This is a genomic window from candidate division WOR-3 bacterium, assembly GCA_026418155.1.
Classification (GTDB): Bacteria; Hydrothermota; Tepidihabitantia; order Tepidihabitantales; family CAIPLT01; genus JAOABV01.
Genome location: JAOABV010000030.1, coordinates 1 through 18,956, shown reverse-complemented (window position 1 = coordinate 18,956; position 18,956 = coordinate 1). Strand labels below are relative to the sequence as shown.

The following is an 18,956-nucleotide window of genomic DNA, read 5'->3' as shown; positions in this document are numbered from 1 at the left end:
AGTATGTTCCAAGCAAAAATTCCAAGTTCCAAATCTCAAGTTCCAAACAAAACCTAAATTCCAATATTCAAACCCTTACTACTCGCTACTCACTACTAACTACTACAATTGGTGTCAAGCCCAATCCTTTTACTCGACGAACAACGATTAGTTACACATTGCCGATTGCAAGTAAAGTTACAATAAAACTTTATGATGCAACCGGACGCTTGGTTGAAACACTTACGAATGAATATCTCAATGCTGGAACTTACACAACAACCCTCTCCTCAAAGAACTTCGCCCGTAACGGACTTGCAAAAGGCATATATTTCTTAAGGTATCAAGATAACACAAATCAGAAGGAAATCAAACTGATTGTAGAATAATTAATCGCGAAAACACGAAGATCGCGTAAAAATTAAGGGCGGGGAAAAACTCCGCCCTTGTTATTTTTCAGCGCTGAGATACAACCCAACAAGTGGAATATCTTACAAATAATCGTTGCAAACGGCCTGATGGGCTTAATAGGTTATCCTTCAGCCAATCTACTGGAGAATGCAGTAGATTATCTTATAGGCAAATGGTTTAATTATCTCAAAGACAATAGGTTAGATGATATAATCGGTCATCCGAGGGATGAGCCGGGGGGCAAGCCAGGGGGCATACCGGTCGGCTATCCAGGGGCTTGCCGAGAGGACCGCAGATTAGACCACCAAGAATGCCAATCTTGCCCCTCGGTTAGTCTTGTTGAAGTTTTCTGAGATTTTATTTTATCTGGTAAAGTTTGGAATAAGTTTTTATGCCTTTATTTGCCTAAGTAAAACTTTTAATGACAAGGTAAAATTAAGTTGGCTGAAAAAGTTAACTTCGGGGATGAAAGGTTTTATAGACTTCTTTTAGGTATTCGCGGTCAATATGGGTATAAATTTGAGTTGTTGCAATGTTGGCATGACCAAGCATTTCTTGCACCGCGCGTAAGTTTGCTCCGCCTTCTAATAGATGGGTAGCAAATGTATGACGAAAGATATGAGGAGTTACTGGTTTGTGAATCTTTGCTTTTTTTAAGTATTGCTTTAATATTTTATGTAAGCCCATACGAGACAATTTTTTTCCGCGAACATTAAGAAAGACATAGGGAGAAATTTTATCCTTAAGAAAATGTTTGCGACCAAAATTCAAATAATTCTTTAAGGCTTTGATAGCCGGTTTGCCTAAAGGCACGAGTCGTTCTTTATCTCCTTTGCCTAATACCCGAATAAAACTATCTGTGAAGGAGATGTCGTCGATGCGTAAAGATAATAGTTCCGAAGCACGCAGTCCTGAAGCGTAGAGGGTTTCAAATATTGCCCGAGCTCGTAAATCGTTTGGGTCATTAGACAATTCAGTGCATGCCAAAAGTTGGTTGATTTCTTCAATTGTAAGGACTTGTGGTAGTCTTCTTTTTATTTTAGGCAGTTCGATGTATTCAGAAGGGTCAGTAGTAATTTTTCCTTCGGATACTAAAAAGCGAAAGAACATCTTGATTGAAGTAATTTTTCGGGCAATTGATGCTGGAGTTAATCGTAATTCATATAAGACCGCAAGGTAATTTTGGATGTCAGATTCTGTAATCTTTCCAATCGATAGTTGAGGTGATAAAAATTGTAAGAATTGCCGAACATCAGTTGTGTAATAAGTGGATGATTGTTTGGATACGCTCCGCTCAACCATTAGATAGTTGGCAAATTGGTCTAAAATTTCCTGCCCATTGCGACTTTTCAGCATATACTATTTTTGGAGAATAGTATCTTTAAGAAAATGTTCATCATCGCGTTCGGGATAGTCTTCATTATAATGTAAGCCCCGGGATTCTTTGCGTAAAATGGCACTTTGAATAATTAGTTGGGCGACAATAATCATGTTCTTTAGTTCAATTGTACCCGGGGATAAGGGTTGAATTTTATTTGCTTGTTCTTCAATGATCTCAATTTGTTCTAAGGCATTTTGTAATCGCTGGTTAGAACGGACAATGCCAGCACCATCCCAAACAATTTTTCTTAAGCGTTGGGTTAATTCCAATGTTTCTTGAGATTCTTTAAGTGAGATATTGAAAGCACGCCCATCATTGAAAATAGACAATTGTAAATTTTCTAATTTAGGGAGTTTATCTGATTTGATTTTTTCAATTACCCGAAGGGCAGAGCGTTCAGCAAAGACTAAGGCTTCCAGTAATGAGTTTGATGCTAATCGATTAGCGCCGTGTAGTCCAGAATAAGCACATTCACCAATTGCAAATAGATTTGGGATATTAGTCTCGCTCCATTCATTTATCATTATACCGCCGCAGACATAATGAGCAGCTGGCACAACCGGAATTGGCTGTTTAGTAATATCAATTCCTAATGATAAGCAGGTATTATAAATGTTCGGAAATCGTTTTTTTATTTTTTCCGGGTCTAAATGAGTTATATCTAAAAGCACATAGTCTTGATTATTTTTCTTCATTTCATTATCAATGGCTCGAGCAACGACATCACGTGGTGCCAAACAGCCAAGTTCGTGATATTTTTCCATAAAGGTTTTGCCATCTTGGTTTCTTAATAGACCACCTTCACCCCGTACTGCTTCCGAGATGAGAAAATAGCGGTTATTGATTTTATGGCCATATAAGGCAGTAGGATGGAATTGGATAAATTCCATATTAGCGATTTTAGCCCCAGCATTATACGCCATAGCAATGCCGTCACCAGTAGCAATTGGTGGATTAGTTGTATGAAGATAAACTTGACCAATGCCACCAGTGGCTAATACGACAACCTTAGCAATGAAGGTTCGAAATTGTCCAGATTTTGTATCAATTGCCCAGGTTCCAATACAGTGTTGTTGTTCATTGAGAATTAAATCATAAGCCAGATGGTGTTCGTAGAATTGACATTTTTCCTTAAGAACTTTGAGTAAACCATTTTCAATTTCTCTGCCCGTATAATCTTGGGCATGAACAATGCGTGCTCGACTATGACCACCTTCTTTACCTAAATCAAAGTGTTTTCTGCCGGAAGAATTGTAATAAGTTGTAAATTGAATGCCAACCTCATAAAGTTCTTGCACTAATTTGGGACCTTCTTCACAGACCATTCGGACAATTTCTGGTTTGGCAAGTCCTTGGCCACTTTTCAAGGTGTCTCGAAAATGAGTTTCTGGCGAATCGTCTTCACCAAATGCTGCAGCAATACCACCTTGAGCATAATTAGTATTAGACTCAGTATCTTCTTTTTTAGTCAAAACAATCACTTGACCATAATCAGATGCTTTATAAGCAAACCAAAGTCCCGCAATACCTGAGCCGATGACTAAAAAGTCTGTCTTGATTAAATTATTTGTCATTTAATATTCTCGGTGCTAAAAAGCAGTATTGTTTTTAATTGATTCATCCGTATTAATGAGGGTGCTGGCCATTTAATCTTATCGATACTTGAAAGATGAATTATTTTTTTCTAATTTAGAAGCGATAAACTAAGCCAATGCCGGTATGCTCAGAATTGGGCGCAATACCAAGTGTGTTTCTTTTGTCTGGAGTAAAGAAAGTACAATCAATAACACTGATAATTCTATTAAGTAAGGCTCCAGCCAAGAAAAATCCAGCACGAGTTAGTGCGGTTCGGGCGGATTTTCGTTTTTCCCAATAGACATACCTTAAAGAGTCTGAGCCCCAATCCCAGATGGAGTCACCAAAATAGCCATATTTTGATAGATAATTCTTTTGGGCTAAGGTATCATCCGGATAAAGTTCGCGGGCTTCTCGGCGAATGTCATTGTTGTATTCTTCAGTATTATCATATTTTTCTAAAGCACGATAATATTTATTAGATTTAATTTTAGTATTAGCATTGGCGTAGATGCCAGCAAATAGTTTGGCATCTTGATTTAGAGAAGAGCCATACCAAGAAAATCCTGCATAGCATAACCAAATTCCTGCCTCGGTCCAGAGCATAATTTCACTTTTGGTATTATTTTTAAGCATACCTTGTCCCCAGCCAGGAACTAAAGCAGATGCCCAGATTGCTTTTTTTCTAATGCTCCGCGTAGTCGTAATTTGCTTGGTTGTGTCATTAGATGCATAAATAATATTAAATATTAGTGTTGAAATAAACAGAATTGCAATGATAGATGTCTTAAATTTAATCATTTTTTCTCCTTAGATAATAAAATTATCTTTTGTCTTGACCTTAGTGGTTTTTGATTCAATAAATAAAGATCTTGATTGGTCTCATCCTTATCCGATGTTGGGTTGGGTTGTGTCTCATAATGAATAAAATAAATTCCAGATTTTAAGTCGGAAAGGTCCAACATAGTTGATTTACTAAAATCAGTATTATTAATTTGAATGTTTTTAACTCGCTGACCATTGGAATTAAAGATTTTAAGGCTAATAATTGGTTGATTATAATTGATATAGATTTTACCATAAGTTGGATTTGGAAAGATTTTAATCTTATTTAGAAGTTGCTTTGTATTTGTATTTTCAGAAATACCAGCAAAGAAATCCCAATCAACAATTTTGGAATATATATCCCAGCCTTGATGACGGCGATTGTCGGTCCAAGTAAAATTTATCCGGCGAGAATTGGCAACTACTCCTTGACCAATTAGCCATTGATTGTTACCCCGAAATAAATCAGAATGGTTAATTTGTCGATTAATACCTATCGGAACTCCATTATCAGCATACGCTTGACTGAAAATGTCAAGGTCTTCACCTGAATTGCGAGCATCACACCAGGTAACAACATACTTACCATTTTCACTATAATAGACAGTTGGCGAATATTGCTCATAAGAAATGTCGTCATTGACCTTTATGTTTGATTGAATTGGTGTTCCAAGGTTATTAAATCTTTGAAGATAAATATCGGTATCTTGATTTCGGTTATCTTCCCAGACAATGACAAAATCACCAGCAGAATTTATCGTAACTGCCGGATAACCCTGAAAAGTTGTTGTGGTGTCGCTGTTGACCTTAAGATTAGCACCGAGAGTATTGCCGATATGGTCGAACCTTTGACAATAGATGTCAAAATTGCCGTTGCGGTTATCCATCCAAGTTACAACAAATCTACCAGCAGCATTTCTGGCAACAAATGGATATAATTGAGTTGCTGACGGTGATTCGTTAATAATAAAATTACTACCCAAGGGATTACCTAAATAATCATAAAGTTGTCCATATATATCAGGATTGCCATTACGATAATCTATCCAGACAATAATCGTGTTACCCAAACTGTCACTGGCAACTACTGGATACCATTGGGTCTGGTGGGTATTGTCATCATTGACTCGAAAATTATTTGCGATGGGTATACCAGTGCTTGAGTATCTTTGGGCATAGATATCAAAATTATTATTGCGACCATCAGTCCAGGCAATAATAAAATCACCGGTAAAATTAGCAGTAACTGAGGCATAGAATTGGTCTTGCGTAGTAGAGTCATCGTTGACCTTAAAATTCGGACCGAAAATGTTACCCAGAGAGTCTAATCTTGCCGCATAAATATCCGTATTAACATTTCGTTCATCTTCCCAAGTGACAATGTAATTTCCAATACCAGATTGACATATCCAAGAACAGCGTTGATGAGAACTAACAAAGTCATCATTAATCCGAAGATTAATACCAAGTGGATTACCCAGATTATTATATTTCTGGTAGTAGATGTTGCTATTTATTTCTCGTTTATCAGACCAGACAATAAAGAATTCATTTCGGCTGTTGACCGCAATACAAGAACCAGATTGGTCTTGATTAGAATTATCGTCATTTACTCGGAAGTTAGGGCCAATGGCTAAACCGAGATTATTATACCTTTGGCAAAAAATATCAAAATCACCATTGCGGTTATCAGTCCAAGTTATAATAAAATTGCCGTTATTATCAAATGTAATATCGGGTAACATCTGTACCGCATTGCCGTTATCATCATTAACCCGAAGATTTGTGCCAATGCGATTGCCATTATTGTCAAAGCGCTGAAGGTAAATATCACTATTGCCGTTTCTTTGGTCTTCCCAGACAATAACAAATTGACCATTGCGAAAACATGCTAATCGGGGTTGAGTTTGGTCAGTAGTAGTTATATCATCCGAGATTGATGTCTGTTTGTTAAAGATAGGACTGTTTCTGTCATTCGGTACTGATTTTAGTTTATTAAAGATAAGACTATTTCGGTCATCCGATACGGGTTTTGGTTTATCAAAGATAAGATTGTTTCTGTCATTCGATACAGCTTTCTGTTTATTAAAGATAAGACCATTTCGGTCATCCGATACGGGTTTTAGTTTATTAAAGATAAGATTGTTTCTGTCATTCGTTACAGATTTCTGTTTATCAAAGATAGGACCGTTTTTATCACTCGGGATGGGGTTTTGTTTATTAAAAATAATAATGTTTTGGTCATCATTAACCCGAAAATTATTTCCTAAAGGAGTTCCTTGACTGTTAAATCGTTGTGCATAAATATCCCAATGACCATTTCTGCCATCCATCCAGGCAACAACAAAATTGCCCAAACTATCTTGAGCAATCGCAGGTTGGTATTGAGTATTGCCATAACCGTCAGTATTAATTCTAAAGTTTGTTCCAACGGGATTAGCGTTCGTATCAAAGATTTGACCATAAATATCACCCCAGTCGTTACGCCAGTCATCCCAGACCACAATAATGTTTTGATTGGGCTGAATAATCACATCAGCGTTTCTTTGGTCTGATGTGCCGATATTATCATTCACTTGAAAATTGGTATCAATTGGTAAACCTGTAGCATTGAATCTTTGGCAGAAGACATCAGAATTGCAATTGCGTCGGTCCTCCCAAACGACAACAAAATTTCCTAAAGAATGAATAGCAACAGACGGTGTGCCTTGCCATTTCAAACCCGCGTCAGTGTTTGCGCGAAAATTATTGCCCATTAAATTTCCTGAGACATCCATTCTTTGGACATAAATATCTGCATTGCCATCACGAAAATCAGTCCAGGTAATAATAGTATAGCCGGTATTATTAATAGCAATTGCGGGTTCTTCTTGTCGACAACCACCATAATTATCGTCATTTAATAGAAAATCATCTCTAATAATTTGGCTGCTTATAACAGGTGAAAAAAGAACCCAGAGAACAAATAAAAATACTTGTCTTATTGCGACGAGGTTCATTAGAGACTATTTTACTACGGCAAACTTATAGAACTTGATTTCTTTTTTTGGCTTGGCCGGTACGGCCGAGCCCGCTACGGCTGAGGATTCGACTTCTAATCGGAGGAGATAAACTCCACTGGGAATTCCTTCAAGGTTTAGTTTTACTTCATTGTCAGTTAATGGATGGATACTGCCATTATATTCGTATTTTGATTGGCCCCTAATATCAAGCAGTGCAATTTTGACTTTGCGAGGGTTGGGACCAAGATAATACCGGATATTGATTTCTTTATCTGCCGGATTAGGATAGGCATAAAAATTTTTCACGGTTATTTCTGGTGGTGACGGAAGATGGGGTAGACCTGAGTAAAGCCCAGTATGGGCTGGGTCTTTAAGATATTGTCTCCACACAATCTCATGAGTTAGAGTCGGAAAGTCCCAAACATAGAATATACCGACATCTGAGCCAACCGCAATTTCTAAATCATTGTCAATATCAAAATCAAAAACTAACGGTGTAGCACTTACAGAACCGACAGTAGCAACTGGAAAATAATTAAACATCCTTCCATTACGACCATCAAGTCCCAAAATACCGGATTTTGGTGAACCGATAACGAAATCGAGATAACTGTCATTATTAATGTCAACTGGTATGGGTGAAGAGTTGAAGACAAATGGTATTTCATAAGATATGAGCCAGCCATCAAGTAATTGAGTTATTGTCACAGTAGAATCCTGAGCAAACGGATAATTGGTTTGTAATGTCCCGTTGTAATTGAAGGCATATATTTTATTCTTACCGGCAATAATGACTTCCAAGAAACCATCATTGTCAATATCCGCTAATGCTGGTGCAGAAAGAACCGGTCGGTGAATAATTTCAGGACTTGAATATTTGACTGTGCCATTTAAGTCAACAACAAAGAGTCGACAATTATTTTCGCAAGTAGCGATTGCAATAATCTCTTTGACACCGTCTCGGTCAATATCACCTACAACAGGGGGTGATAGATTGTATAATGGACTATGAGACAGATTAATCGGAAAACCGGAGGCATAAGTGCCATCTGAATTTATAAGAAACAATCGGTTATCACTACCTAAAACGACAATTTGAGGATTGAGGGTATCAGTGATGGCAACTGCTGAACGAATTTCTGAACTTAAGAATTTAGGAAAATTGGGATAAGGAGTTCCATCTCCATTCCAGATATGTAAATTCATATTGGTTGTTCCGAGGATAATCTCTTTTTTGCCATTGCCATCTAAATCGGCTAAGACGGGTGATGATAGGATTCGTTCATTAGTATTTATTCTTGTGTTCGGTCTCAGACCATCATACGGATAGATATAAACTGTGCCATTTTCGTCAACACAAACTACTTCCAGTTTATTATCGTCACAAACATCGCCAATTGCAGGTGGTGAAGACATTGATGAGTATAATTGACCAAAACTACCGCTGGTGAGTGTTGTATGTGAGGTGCCGTCGCTTTGCCAGGTAAAGATGCCACCTGCGCTGTCCGCAACAATCACTTCCCAATCACCATCTTGGTCTAAATCAGCACAACTGGCAGATAACATTCTGCTGTTACGATTAAGATTTTTCGGAAATCCTTTTTGGTATAACTGGAAATCGACACTGATTAACATTACCGTATCAGGCGGATTTAGAACATTAACACATATGTGAGTTTTACCATAATAGCCATCAGAATTGGGAGTTGTGTTTGGTGTAAATTGAGAATTAAAACCACCAATGAAATACGGGTCATATTTGGAACCATAAATTTGATAATCCAAATTGGCATTTTGGCTCCAGCCATCAAAATCCTGAATTCCATCACCTTCTTCTAAGTCAACACCTTTATGAGCCGGAAAGATATTGATTGCATTATACTGTCCGAAATCCGCAATAACTTGTTCATCAATATGCCAAATTAAAATTCCTGAACCCGGTAAAAAGAAATCATATTCGCCATCTTCAACCCAAATAACAACGCCGTCTTCAGTATCAACAACTATCGTATCTTTTCTTTTAACATCAGTTTGTCGGTTCTCAATCAGAAAATACTCATTATCAGAAATTGGAATTTTAATTATTAGAGGAGAGACTGTATCACCTCTTATTCTAAACCTTGTCGTATCCATTGTTGCCGTAAAAATCGGAATACTTTCTTGAGGTAAATTTATTACTAATGGTTCAAGTCCAAAAAGATGAATTTTATGATATGGGTCAAGCATGCCTGGAATTACACCTGGTGGTGCGCCAATACTCCAGTCACCAAGCCAAGCACCAAAGCCCATTAATGACCAAGCACCAACTCCCATTGAGTAACCAGTTACATCATAAAGGTCATATCCACCCAGCAAATGGACGAATTCGTGACATAAAGTGCCTAAAAGGCCAGTCATTCCTAATAAATTGACTTCACCATTATACATTGTATCTTGGCGCATCATCTCTGGCATTATTGTTGCTTGATGAATTCGATGACCATTATCGACCGTGATATAAGGAATACCAAGATATGTTTGCAAAGCCGACGAAGGAATTGTTCCGGCAAGTAAATCAAATGGGCTATCACCTCTTAAATCGCTTTGCAAACCAGAACCAGCATGAAAAATAATTATAAAATCATAAAGAGAAAAATTAAGATTCGGGTCTTGGTCAGCAATTCTTAATGCATCATACATCAATCGACACAAACCAGTTTCGATTCCTTCTATGCTGGTGGTATCACCATAATACATCATTGGATGCGGTAGTTGGTAGCATTCAAATACTCCCCGGGGATATACTGCATAATCTACATACAGATGTCCGAGCGAGTTTAGGTAATAATATTTTTGCAAACCTTGCATCAATCTTTCAAAGTATCGTTTTGTGTGCGGTGGGTCATAAAAGAGTCCGTCATCTGGACTTAAAAATCCAGCTAAATCCATTTTACCATTACCAGTGGTTAGAGGGGTGTTATCTTCAACAAACTCAACCCGTAATGCCAAAACTTTAACTGTGTCCGTGCGATTTTGTTTAGTTGCCGTGCGGATGCGGTCAAGAATCTGTGGGTTGCGAACAATGTTATCTTTATAACGAATATCTTTTCTAATTAATTTGTTAATAGTCGTTCTTTGATTAGCAATTGGCAGGCGTTGCGATTTAACTAAAGAGATTTTACTCGCATTGATCGATGTTGCAAGACAATTTAATATCAGGATAAAAACAGTTGCTTTAATATTTGCTTTCATATTTATTTTTATGCTTTTCATTTAATTTTTTTATATTTCTTTATTTTTATATTTTCTTCTTATTTTCTTATTTCTTTTTTCTTTATCTTATCTTTATCTTATCTTATCTTATCTTATCTTTTCTTTTCTTTTCTTTTCTTATCTTTTCTTATCTTTTCTTATCTTTTCTTATCTTTTCTTTTCTTTATATCTTCTATCTTCCTTATTTCATTTTAAGCGGAGAGAGAGGGATTCGAACCCCCGGGGCTTTTCGCCCACATGATTTCGAGTCATGCGCCTTCGACCACTCGGCCATCTCTCCGTTTTGCGAATAGCAAATAGCATATAGTATAGCAAATAGCATATAGTATATTGTTATTTGCCAATCGCGTTTCGTTTCTTTCTAAAGAAATCTTGCAAAAGTTTTTGGCTTTCTTCAGATAATACTCCAGCAGTTACTTGTATTTTATGATTAAACCGATTGCCTTCTGGAATATTATACACCGAACCACAAGCACCAAATTTAGAGTCATAAGCACCAAAGACAAGTCTTTTTACCCGTGCTAAAATAAGAGCGCCCGTGCACATTAGACACGGTTCTAAGGTAATATAAACCGAAGTATTAGTCAAGCGCCAATTATTTAGATAATTTGCTGCCGATGAGATAGCAATAATTTCTGCATGAGCAGTCGGGTCTTTTAGTCGTTCCGTAGCATTATGTCCTCGACCAATAATTCGATTGTTATACACAACAACCGCACCTACTGGAACTTCATCTTCTTGATATGCTTGTTGTGCTTCCAATAATGCTTGTTGCATCCAGTAAATATCATCCATTTTTACAATCCAATGCAACTAATTGTAAGAGCAACTCTTTTGGACGAATGTTCGGGTTATAATGTTATTGGGGTTATTTTTCATTAAGTATTTTTATTTATTTTTATCAAAACGCGCCCGCCGCGATTCGAACGCGGAACCTACGGATTCGTAGTCCGGCACTCTATCCAATTGAGCTACGGGCGCATTGAAATAATTTTTATAATATACAATAAGCATACCCGTAACATATCTTACGATTAGTGCTTATTTATTATTTTATTAAATTATTATGTTATTGTCAACTTAAATTATGATAATATGATAAATTAAATATGATAAAATATGATAAAATTGTTCTGTTAAGATTAATGTCGTAGTAATTGGTTTGGTTCTGAGACTTTAATATTCTTTTTTATTTCTGTCAGTATATTAATATTTTGTGTCTGTGATGTTTTTATTATATATTATAAAAGTATAAAAGAACATAGATTTAAATTTTCTCAAAAATCGAATATTGTTTAGACTCATTAAGAAAAAAATAGGGGCAGTCAAAGACCGCCCCTATTGGAGAGGGAAAGGGTTATTTGGAGATTATAATTTTATCAAGTTTCTTTATACCGTCACTTTCAACTTTTAAGAAGTAGATACCAGAGGCGATATGAGTAATATCTATTGGAATAATTCCAGTTTTGTTTTCAACTTGATAAGTGTTAGTTGTGATTAAGGCACCAGTGATATTGTAGACCTTAATTGTGATGGGGGTCAGATTTGCTAACTGATATTTTAGCAAAACTTTATTAGCAGTGATAATGTTAGGTTGGACGGTAAATCTTGTCTGATTGATTTCTGAAGATGTTGACAAAAGCGCTGGGTCAGAAGAAGTAGGTGGATAGGATGGTCCTTCTTTTTCTGAAGATGTTGGTGGCGGTACATATTTTAAGAATTCTTGGGTTTTATTGCCTTTAAGGGCATAAATTGCGTTATTACCGGAAACAAGTGCTGCGCCATTTTTTATATTTTTCGGTCGATAAGGTGAAACCCAAATATCTTCTTTTATTTTCCAAGAGTTAGCCGAATCATTATAAAGTAAAAAGTGACGGGTATTTCCTCCTCGGAAAGCATATAGGCACGGTTTGTTTTCTGGTTGTTTATAGATAAATGCCAAAGCACCACCAGGTTTTACTGCTGGTAAAGGTAAACTCTGCCTCTGTTCCCAAGTATTATTTGCAACGTTAAATTTAAAGAATTCATTATGTTTGGCTTTTAAAAGGTATATATGATAACCATCTGTAGCCGTAGCACTTCCGTATTCAACACCCTTACCGGACGGTCCTTGAGGAACAGATTCTTGGGCTAATGACCAGGTGTTGTTTGCTATGTCGTAAATCCACATTTCTCGTGTTTTACTGCCTTTGATGAGATAGATGTAGTTGTGTATTTCACCGAGTTCATCAGGTTTATTTACATAGATAAGACCAGTTCCGCCTTCAATTCGTTTCTTTTTGGCTCCAAGCGGAACTGATTCTAATTTGATCCAGGTATCATTGCTGATATCGTATTTATAGAAGTCCGCGGTTTTGTTGCCTCTGACCGCATAAATTGTATTTATTCCGTCATTACATAATGCAGCGCCTTTGCCTACAGTGTATCTATTCGGCTCAATGTGATAATCAGGCATTGGTGATTTCATATACCATTGGTTTTCTACAAGGTCATAATAATAGAAATAATTTCTTTTGTTGCCAGTTAAAGCATAAATACCAGGATTCGTGCCACCACCAACATAAGTTAGTGCGCCACCATCGCCTACTGGATAATCAATATAATCAAGCACACTCCAGCCATAAGTTCGTTGAGGTGAAACAGTAAATGTATTGCGCTTGACATTATTATTAAGATACTGCGGTAATTCTCCCACTAAGGCTGTAGAACAAGTCACAGTATAGACATTATAGCCAGTATCCGTACGGAAATGGGGGAAGGTTATAATTAAATCATTACCCGGGTCAAGGTCTTGGACATCTACATATTCATAATAAGGGGCAATAAGTTGACCACCAGTAATTTTCATAAACACACGAAAATCTTCTTGTGTATTTCCATAATTATGAACCATTGCCATCACAGATAATAGACCAGGCTGTCTAATGTTTTTCGGTTCAATAATACCAATTTGACTATGAACGCCGACATCTCGTCTTAGTTGATTCGTTACTGTAAAATTATCAGCGATTTGATTATTTGTATCATTATCATCGGTAATAACCGCTTGAGAATTAATTAAATAAAATCCGGAACCTAAACTACAGGATTTACAAGTAATAAAAGTCTGTTGGCCTGGTCTGAGTATCGGAACTGCACTGGTATCTGCCCAGATTAATGTTTTTTCATAACTAATTTCAGTAATCACATAGAAACTTCCTAATGTGACATTACCTTCGTTTCGGACTACGACTTTCGGTATTATCGGATAATTAGGACCAACGCTATCGCCGGGTGAGGCAATGTTGACCATGGCAATATCTTGTCGTTTGCTTCTAATGTAAAAAGATTTAGAAATTGTATTATTACCAGGAACAAGGTCATAAGGAAATTGTGTTGTAACTGTAGCATTGTATGTTCCTGGGTCCATATTTACAATGTCAACCCATTCATCAAAGTATGCCATACCGAGTGCACTATCACTAAAAATCGTGATGTAAGTGGTCTTATTATAAACTGTTTGCCCTGTTGGATTTTTTATTACTAACTGGACTGGTGTTGTGATATAATAATTGCTATTATTTCTGATAATTACTCGTGGAATAAATGGGTCAGGTGCAATTGTATCTGCAGGGCTAACGATTTGAATTGGTGCAACATCACGATAAGGCACAAATAAAGTTGCCCGTTTTACATCATTATCTCGTCTTTGGTCTCCTGATAAATAAGTTGAACACTTTATTGAATAATAACCAGGTTGAGCTTGCCAAGGTTCAAATGTCTGAGTAATGAAGTCAGCTGCATTTAAGGTAACTTGTTGAGTATTAGAATATCCGCCAATGGTAAATGTTGCATTAAAAGTTTGTTGATTCCAACTACGATTGATGAGGTCAGCAGACGGTTCTATACTTACTGTTGGTTCAACTATTGCTCCAGGACTACGAATCGCAATCACGCCAACATCCTTTTGTGCACATAGCGCATGGGCAGTATCAAAATCATTATTAGGATTTTGGTCACCAGCAAGACTGGTAATTGCAATAATTTTGTAGAAGCCAACATCAGCAATCCAGTTTTTCGCAACAAAAGTCCAATTAGTTAATGGTTCCATTAGCGGCGATGTTGCGGTATCGCGCCATACTTCCTGCCAATTATTATTGCCTAAATCTTTTAGGATTTTCATCGTTACTGGAATTTGAACTGCTGAACCGCTATAGTTTCTGAACAGTGCTGATGGTAAATATGAATTTTGGTATTGTAATTCTGAAGCAGGGCTGAGCACATTGATAACGCCAGCATCTTTATAACTAACAGGAATTACTCGGAAAATTCTTGTCTTCTCATCATTACTGGGATTTAAATCACCAAATGCTAATGTGCGGAACTTTATGTAATAAAAGCCTCCAGAAAGTAATAGTGAAGGAAAAGGCATACCATAGGCTTCCCCTGGTTGCAAATTAAGATAAGTGGACTCTTGATAGATTGTGTTTCCCTGAGGATAAGTTTGAATCACACATCGTGTCCAAAAACTCGTTGCTCGTGAACCATAATTTTTAATTATTGCCTGTGGTGTTAATTCGCCAGGCGGCATCACAGTATCCGGACGAACAATTTCTTCAACCCCGACATCAATTCGAACAAACGGAACCGGAGGAACTGGAGCTGATGTCGTATCGCCGACATCGTCAAGGAATACACCGTGCCGGTTTGGATTATCAGCACAATAACGAAAAGCAATGTAAATCGGAATATTGTTAAAACTCGCTAATGAAACTGCTCTTCGAGTATAATCCCAAGTTCGAATACTAAAAGCATCAACCCGAAATCCTGAGTCAGTAAATGCTGCCGGTGTATTGCCTGAAGTTGATACCCAAACTTCAAGACTTTCTTTTTGATTCCGAGTAAACCCGCGATAATAGAAAACTAATATATTAGCCCCTGGTTCCGGTTGCACTCTCGGCGTTACCAACCAGTCATTATTCGGTACTTGCGGGTTACCTCCTTGACCACCAGCATAGGTTTTACGGCAAAAAGCACAGCCAGGTTGAGTATGTGGTCCGTGACCATCTTGCTGCCATTGAGACCTATCATTGGGGGGAATTGAAGGCGAATTATCATCAAGATTGTATACGGTCCAACCTGGAGGGGGAAAAGTCGGTCCATTAAATGATTCTCTCAATGCCATTGTTTGGGCAAATGCAGAAGTTAAAATTAAAAGAAAAAGAATTATGCTCCTACGCATAGTTCCCTCCCCTTTTGGGAAATTTTTTGTGTATATATTGAATCATGGTGTCAATATACACAGCAATTTTTATATTTTGTTTTTTAATCATTTGTAATTAACCTTTCATATGTAATTAACCTTTCATAAAAATCGAAATCATTATATCAAAAAATATTTAATATCATTATATCAAAAAATATTTAGTGTATAAAAATAAACCTTTAATAAAAATCATAAAGTTATAATACCAAACTGTTCAACATATAAATTTTTTCTTGGATTTTTTTCGAGAAATATTTATAACTTAAATATTATGCGCCACAAATCATTTTTCACTTATTACTATAATAGTTTAAATATAAAATCCAAATTGTCAAGTAAAACTTTGTAATATATATAAAAATTATCTTATTATAGTTCATAGAGTTAGATGAGAAATTTCAAGTTTTTAATTTTATGTGTTGCAAAATAGGAGAGGGGTATCGCATAAAATCAAAAACTAACGAGTAAATTTCAAATTGGAAAGAGATTTTTTTCTGTGACTTTATGCTTTTAATTATAGCGGAAAGTTTTACTACACTAATAGTTTTTATTTAAAAATTGAGTATTTTAAGATAAAACCTAAGAATACGATTGAAACCATTGACATCAGTTTTAATAAAATATTTAGAGATGGTCCGGCTGCATCTTTTAATGGGTCACCGACTGTATCGCCAACAACACCGGCTTTATGACATTGAGACCCTTTGCCACCTAAATTTCCTTTTTCAATAAACTTTTTGGCATTATCCCAAGCACCACCAGAATTTGCCATCATTATGGCTAAAGCAAATCCAGAGACTAATGCACCAATCAATAATCCTGCGACTGCTTCAATTCCGAGCAGTACACCAACAACGATTGGAGCAACAATTGCAAGTAGCGATGGTGCAATCATTTCTTTTTGTGCTGCGGCAGTGCAGATATGAACTGCACGGGCATAATCGGCTTTTGCTGTTCCTTCAAGTAATCCTTTGATTTCACGAAATTGACGACGCACTTCATCAACAATTTTTTGGGCAGTTCTTCCTATAGATTTCATAATTAAAGCACAAAATCCAAATGGTAGCATGGCACCAATAAATAGTCCAGCAATCGTTTGAGGATTAAGTAAAGTTGCAGTAACGGTTTTTAATCCATGACTGGCAAGGCGAACTTCATTACGATAAGCAGCGATTAAGGCTAATGCAGTTAATGCTGCTGAACTGATTGCAAATCCTTTGCCGGTTGCGGCGGTTGTATTGCCTAAAGCATCTAAAGCATCAGTTCGCTCGCGGACAATCGGTTCCTGGCCGCTCATCTGTGCATTACCACCGGCATTATCCGCAACCGGTCCAAATGCATCAGTTGCTAAAGTAATACCAAGAGTAGAAAGTATACCGACTGCTGAAATACTGATACCGTATAAACCGAGTCCAGGATTATTTAGACCGCCAACAAGATAATAGCTGCTGATAATTGCTATAGCAACTGTTACAACGGGAATTACAGTTGAAATCATCCCTATTGATAATCCCTCAATGACAACCGTTGCCGGAGAGGTTTTGGCTGCGACTGAAATTTTTTGTGTTGGTTGATAATTATCTGATGTGAAGTATTCTGTAGAAAATCCGATAATTATACCTGCTAAGAGTCCAGAAAGAATCGCCCAATAAATATTGATATAGATTTTTCCTAAAATCCAATATACTGCAAAAAATCCCAAAATGGCAACTAATAATGTAGTAAAATAAATTCCCGTCCGTAATGCTTTGAGGAGGACTTTTTGTTCGACTTTCTCGCCTGTCTTGACGAAAATACTTCCGATGATCGAAGAAACTATTCCAATACCGGCAACAATCATCGGCAATAAAACTCCTTTTGCGCTTAAGCCAGCCGAAACGGCCAAAGCCATTGTTGCAATAATTGAACTATAATAGGATTCGTATAAATCAGCACCCATGCCCGCAATATCGCCGACATTGTCACCAACATTATCAGCGATTACTGCCGGATTGCGGGGGTCATCTTCAGGAATACCGGCTTCTACTTTTCCAACTAAATCAGCACCAACATCAGCGGCTTTGGTAAAAATGCCACCGCCAACACGAGCAAACAATGCTTGGGAACTGGCACCAATACCAAATCCTAACATTGTTGAAGTGATTTTTTCCATTCGTTCGAATAAAGGTAAATTTTTATAAATGAGATTTAACACATAATACCAGATGCTTAAATCAAGCAGTCCTAATCCGACAACAACCAATCCCATTACCATTCCGGAAGAGAAGGCAACTCGTAATGCTGAGTTAAGACTGGTTTTTGCCGCATTAGTTGTGCGGGCACTGGCACGAACGCCTACGGACATTCCAATATATCCAGAAAGACCCGAGAAAAATCCACCAGTCAAAAATGCAAAAGGCACAAATATGGATAACATTCGATTCAATGCCAAAATTAATAAGATAACGAAAACGACTAAGAAATAGAGTGAAACGCCAAGATATTGTCTTTTGAGATAGGCGTTAGCACCTTCTAAGACTGCACTGGCAACTTGTTTCATTGCCGGCGTGCCTTCATCAGTCTTTAATACCCTTACAGTCAATATCAACGCCGATATTAACGCAATCACTGCTGAAATCGGAGCAATAATAAAAATTAATTCCATAAAGAAAAATTATAGTAAAAATTGAGTTGATGTCAAGGATTTTTGTTGATAATCAGTGAAAGTGTATTTTCTTGAGAGAGCACTAAATCATTGAGAGAATAATACAAAAAGACACAAAAATTACTTTTTTCTGTGCTCAAAGATTTTAAGATAATCTTGTGCTAATCTTGTGTAAGCGTGTAGATTTAACTCACCTCATCATCAACATCTTTCTTTGTATCTTATTGTCAGCGGTTTTTAAGACATAGAAATAGACACCTTGACCGACTTTTCTACCGTTATCATCAGTTCCATTCCAAATTATGCTATAAATTCCCGGTGCTTTACGTTCATTGACTAATGTCTTAATCAATCTTCCTGAAACATCATAAATTACAAGTGAAACTTTGCTTTGAGCAGATATTGAATAGCGAATAGTTGTTTGTGATTTAAACGGATTGGGGCTATTCTGATAAAGCATAAAGGGATAAGAGGTATTAATCTTTTGTGCATTCAGATTCGACATCGCCGGTTTTACATTTGACATTGCTGACGGAATATAACACCAGAATTCAGGCGTATTATTCCCTTTTAACAACCAAACTTTGCTATTAGCATAAGCAAGTGCTGCACCTGTTTTAGGTCTGTCTCTTATACACATCT

11 protein-coding genes and 2 tRNA genes are annotated in these 18,956 nt (G+C 37.0%); 2 read left to right on the top strand and 11 right to left on the bottom strand.

Annotation, left to right across the window (positions count from 1 at the left end):
* Together N2201_04820 and N2201_04815 are read left to right on the top strand one after the other, a co-directional pair.
* Positions 1-368, top strand: a 368-nt coding sequence (locus N2201_04820) for a T9SS type A sorting domain-containing protein (protein ID MCX7785533.1), incomplete at its 5' end; no start/stop codon positions are given.
* Between the two features lie 129 nt (positions 369-497).
* Positions 498-743, top strand: a complete 246-nt coding sequence (locus N2201_04815; protein MCX7785532.1) for a hypothetical protein — start codon at positions 498-500, stop codon at positions 741-743.
* 100 nt (positions 744-843) lie between these two features.
* Here N2201_04815 and xerD read toward each other — a convergent pair whose 3' ends face one another.
* From xerD to N2201_04760, 11 genes are all read right to left on the bottom strand, one after another.
* Positions 844-1,746 carry a site-specific tyrosine recombinase XerD gene (gene xerD, locus N2201_04810; protein MCX7785531.1) on the bottom strand — a complete coding sequence of 301 codons (903 nt, stop codon included), beginning with the start codon at positions 1,744-1,746 and terminating at the stop codon, positions 844-846.
* 3 nt (positions 1,747-1,749) lie between these two features.
* On the bottom strand, positions 1,750-3,345 hold the full coding sequence (gene nadB, locus N2201_04805) for an L-aspartate oxidase (GenBank protein ID MCX7785530.1): 1,596 nt from the start codon (positions 3,343-3,345) through the stop codon (positions 1,750-1,752).
* Between the two features lie 115 nt (positions 3,346-3,460).
* The gene (locus N2201_04800) at positions 3,461-4,147 is read right to left on the bottom strand and encodes a hypothetical protein (GenBank protein MCX7785529.1); all 687 of its coding nucleotides are present in this window, start codon (positions 4,145-4,147) and stop codon (positions 3,461-3,463) included.
* The gene (locus N2201_04795; protein ID MCX7785528.1) at positions 4,144-7,170 is read right to left on the bottom strand and encodes a T9SS type A sorting domain-containing protein; all 3,027 of its coding nucleotides are present in this window, start codon (positions 7,168-7,170) and stop codon (positions 4,144-4,146) included. The genes N2201_04800 and N2201_04795 overlap by 4 nt, the downstream gene beginning before the upstream one ends.
* 6 nt (positions 7,171-7,176) lie before the next feature.
* The gene (locus tag N2201_04790; protein MCX7785527.1) at positions 7,177-10,404 is read right to left on the bottom strand and encodes a T9SS type A sorting domain-containing protein; all 3,228 of its coding nucleotides are present in this window, start codon (positions 10,402-10,404) and stop codon (positions 7,177-7,179) included.
* A gap of 217 nt (positions 10,405-10,621) precedes the next feature.
* Positions 10,622-10,705 (bottom strand) — tRNA-Ser (locus N2201_04785).
* Between the two features lie 53 nt (positions 10,706-10,758).
* Complete coding sequence (gene tadA, locus N2201_04780; GenBank protein ID MCX7785526.1) at positions 10,759-11,220, bottom strand: tRNA adenosine(34) deaminase TadA; 462 nt, start codon at positions 11,218-11,220, stop codon at positions 10,759-10,761.
* Positions 11,221-11,332: 112 nt separating this feature from the next.
* A tRNA-Arg gene (locus tag N2201_04775) sits at positions 11,333-11,406 on the bottom strand.
* A 376-nt stretch (positions 11,407-11,782) separates the two neighbouring features.
* Positions 11,783-15,646, bottom strand: coding sequence for a choice-of-anchor J domain-containing protein (locus N2201_04770; GenBank protein ID MCX7785525.1), 3,864 nt, complete (start codon positions 15,644-15,646; stop codon positions 11,783-11,785).
* 571 nt (positions 15,647-16,217) lie between these two features.
* Positions 16,218-18,314, bottom strand: a complete 2,097-nt coding sequence (locus N2201_04765) for a sodium-translocating pyrophosphatase (GenBank protein MCX7785524.1) — start codon at positions 18,312-18,314, stop codon at positions 16,218-16,220.
* A gap of 190 nt (positions 18,315-18,504) precedes the next feature.
* Positions 18,505-18,956: T9SS type A sorting domain-containing protein (locus N2201_04760; protein ID MCX7785523.1), on the bottom strand; the 452-nt coding region annotated here is incomplete at its 5' end.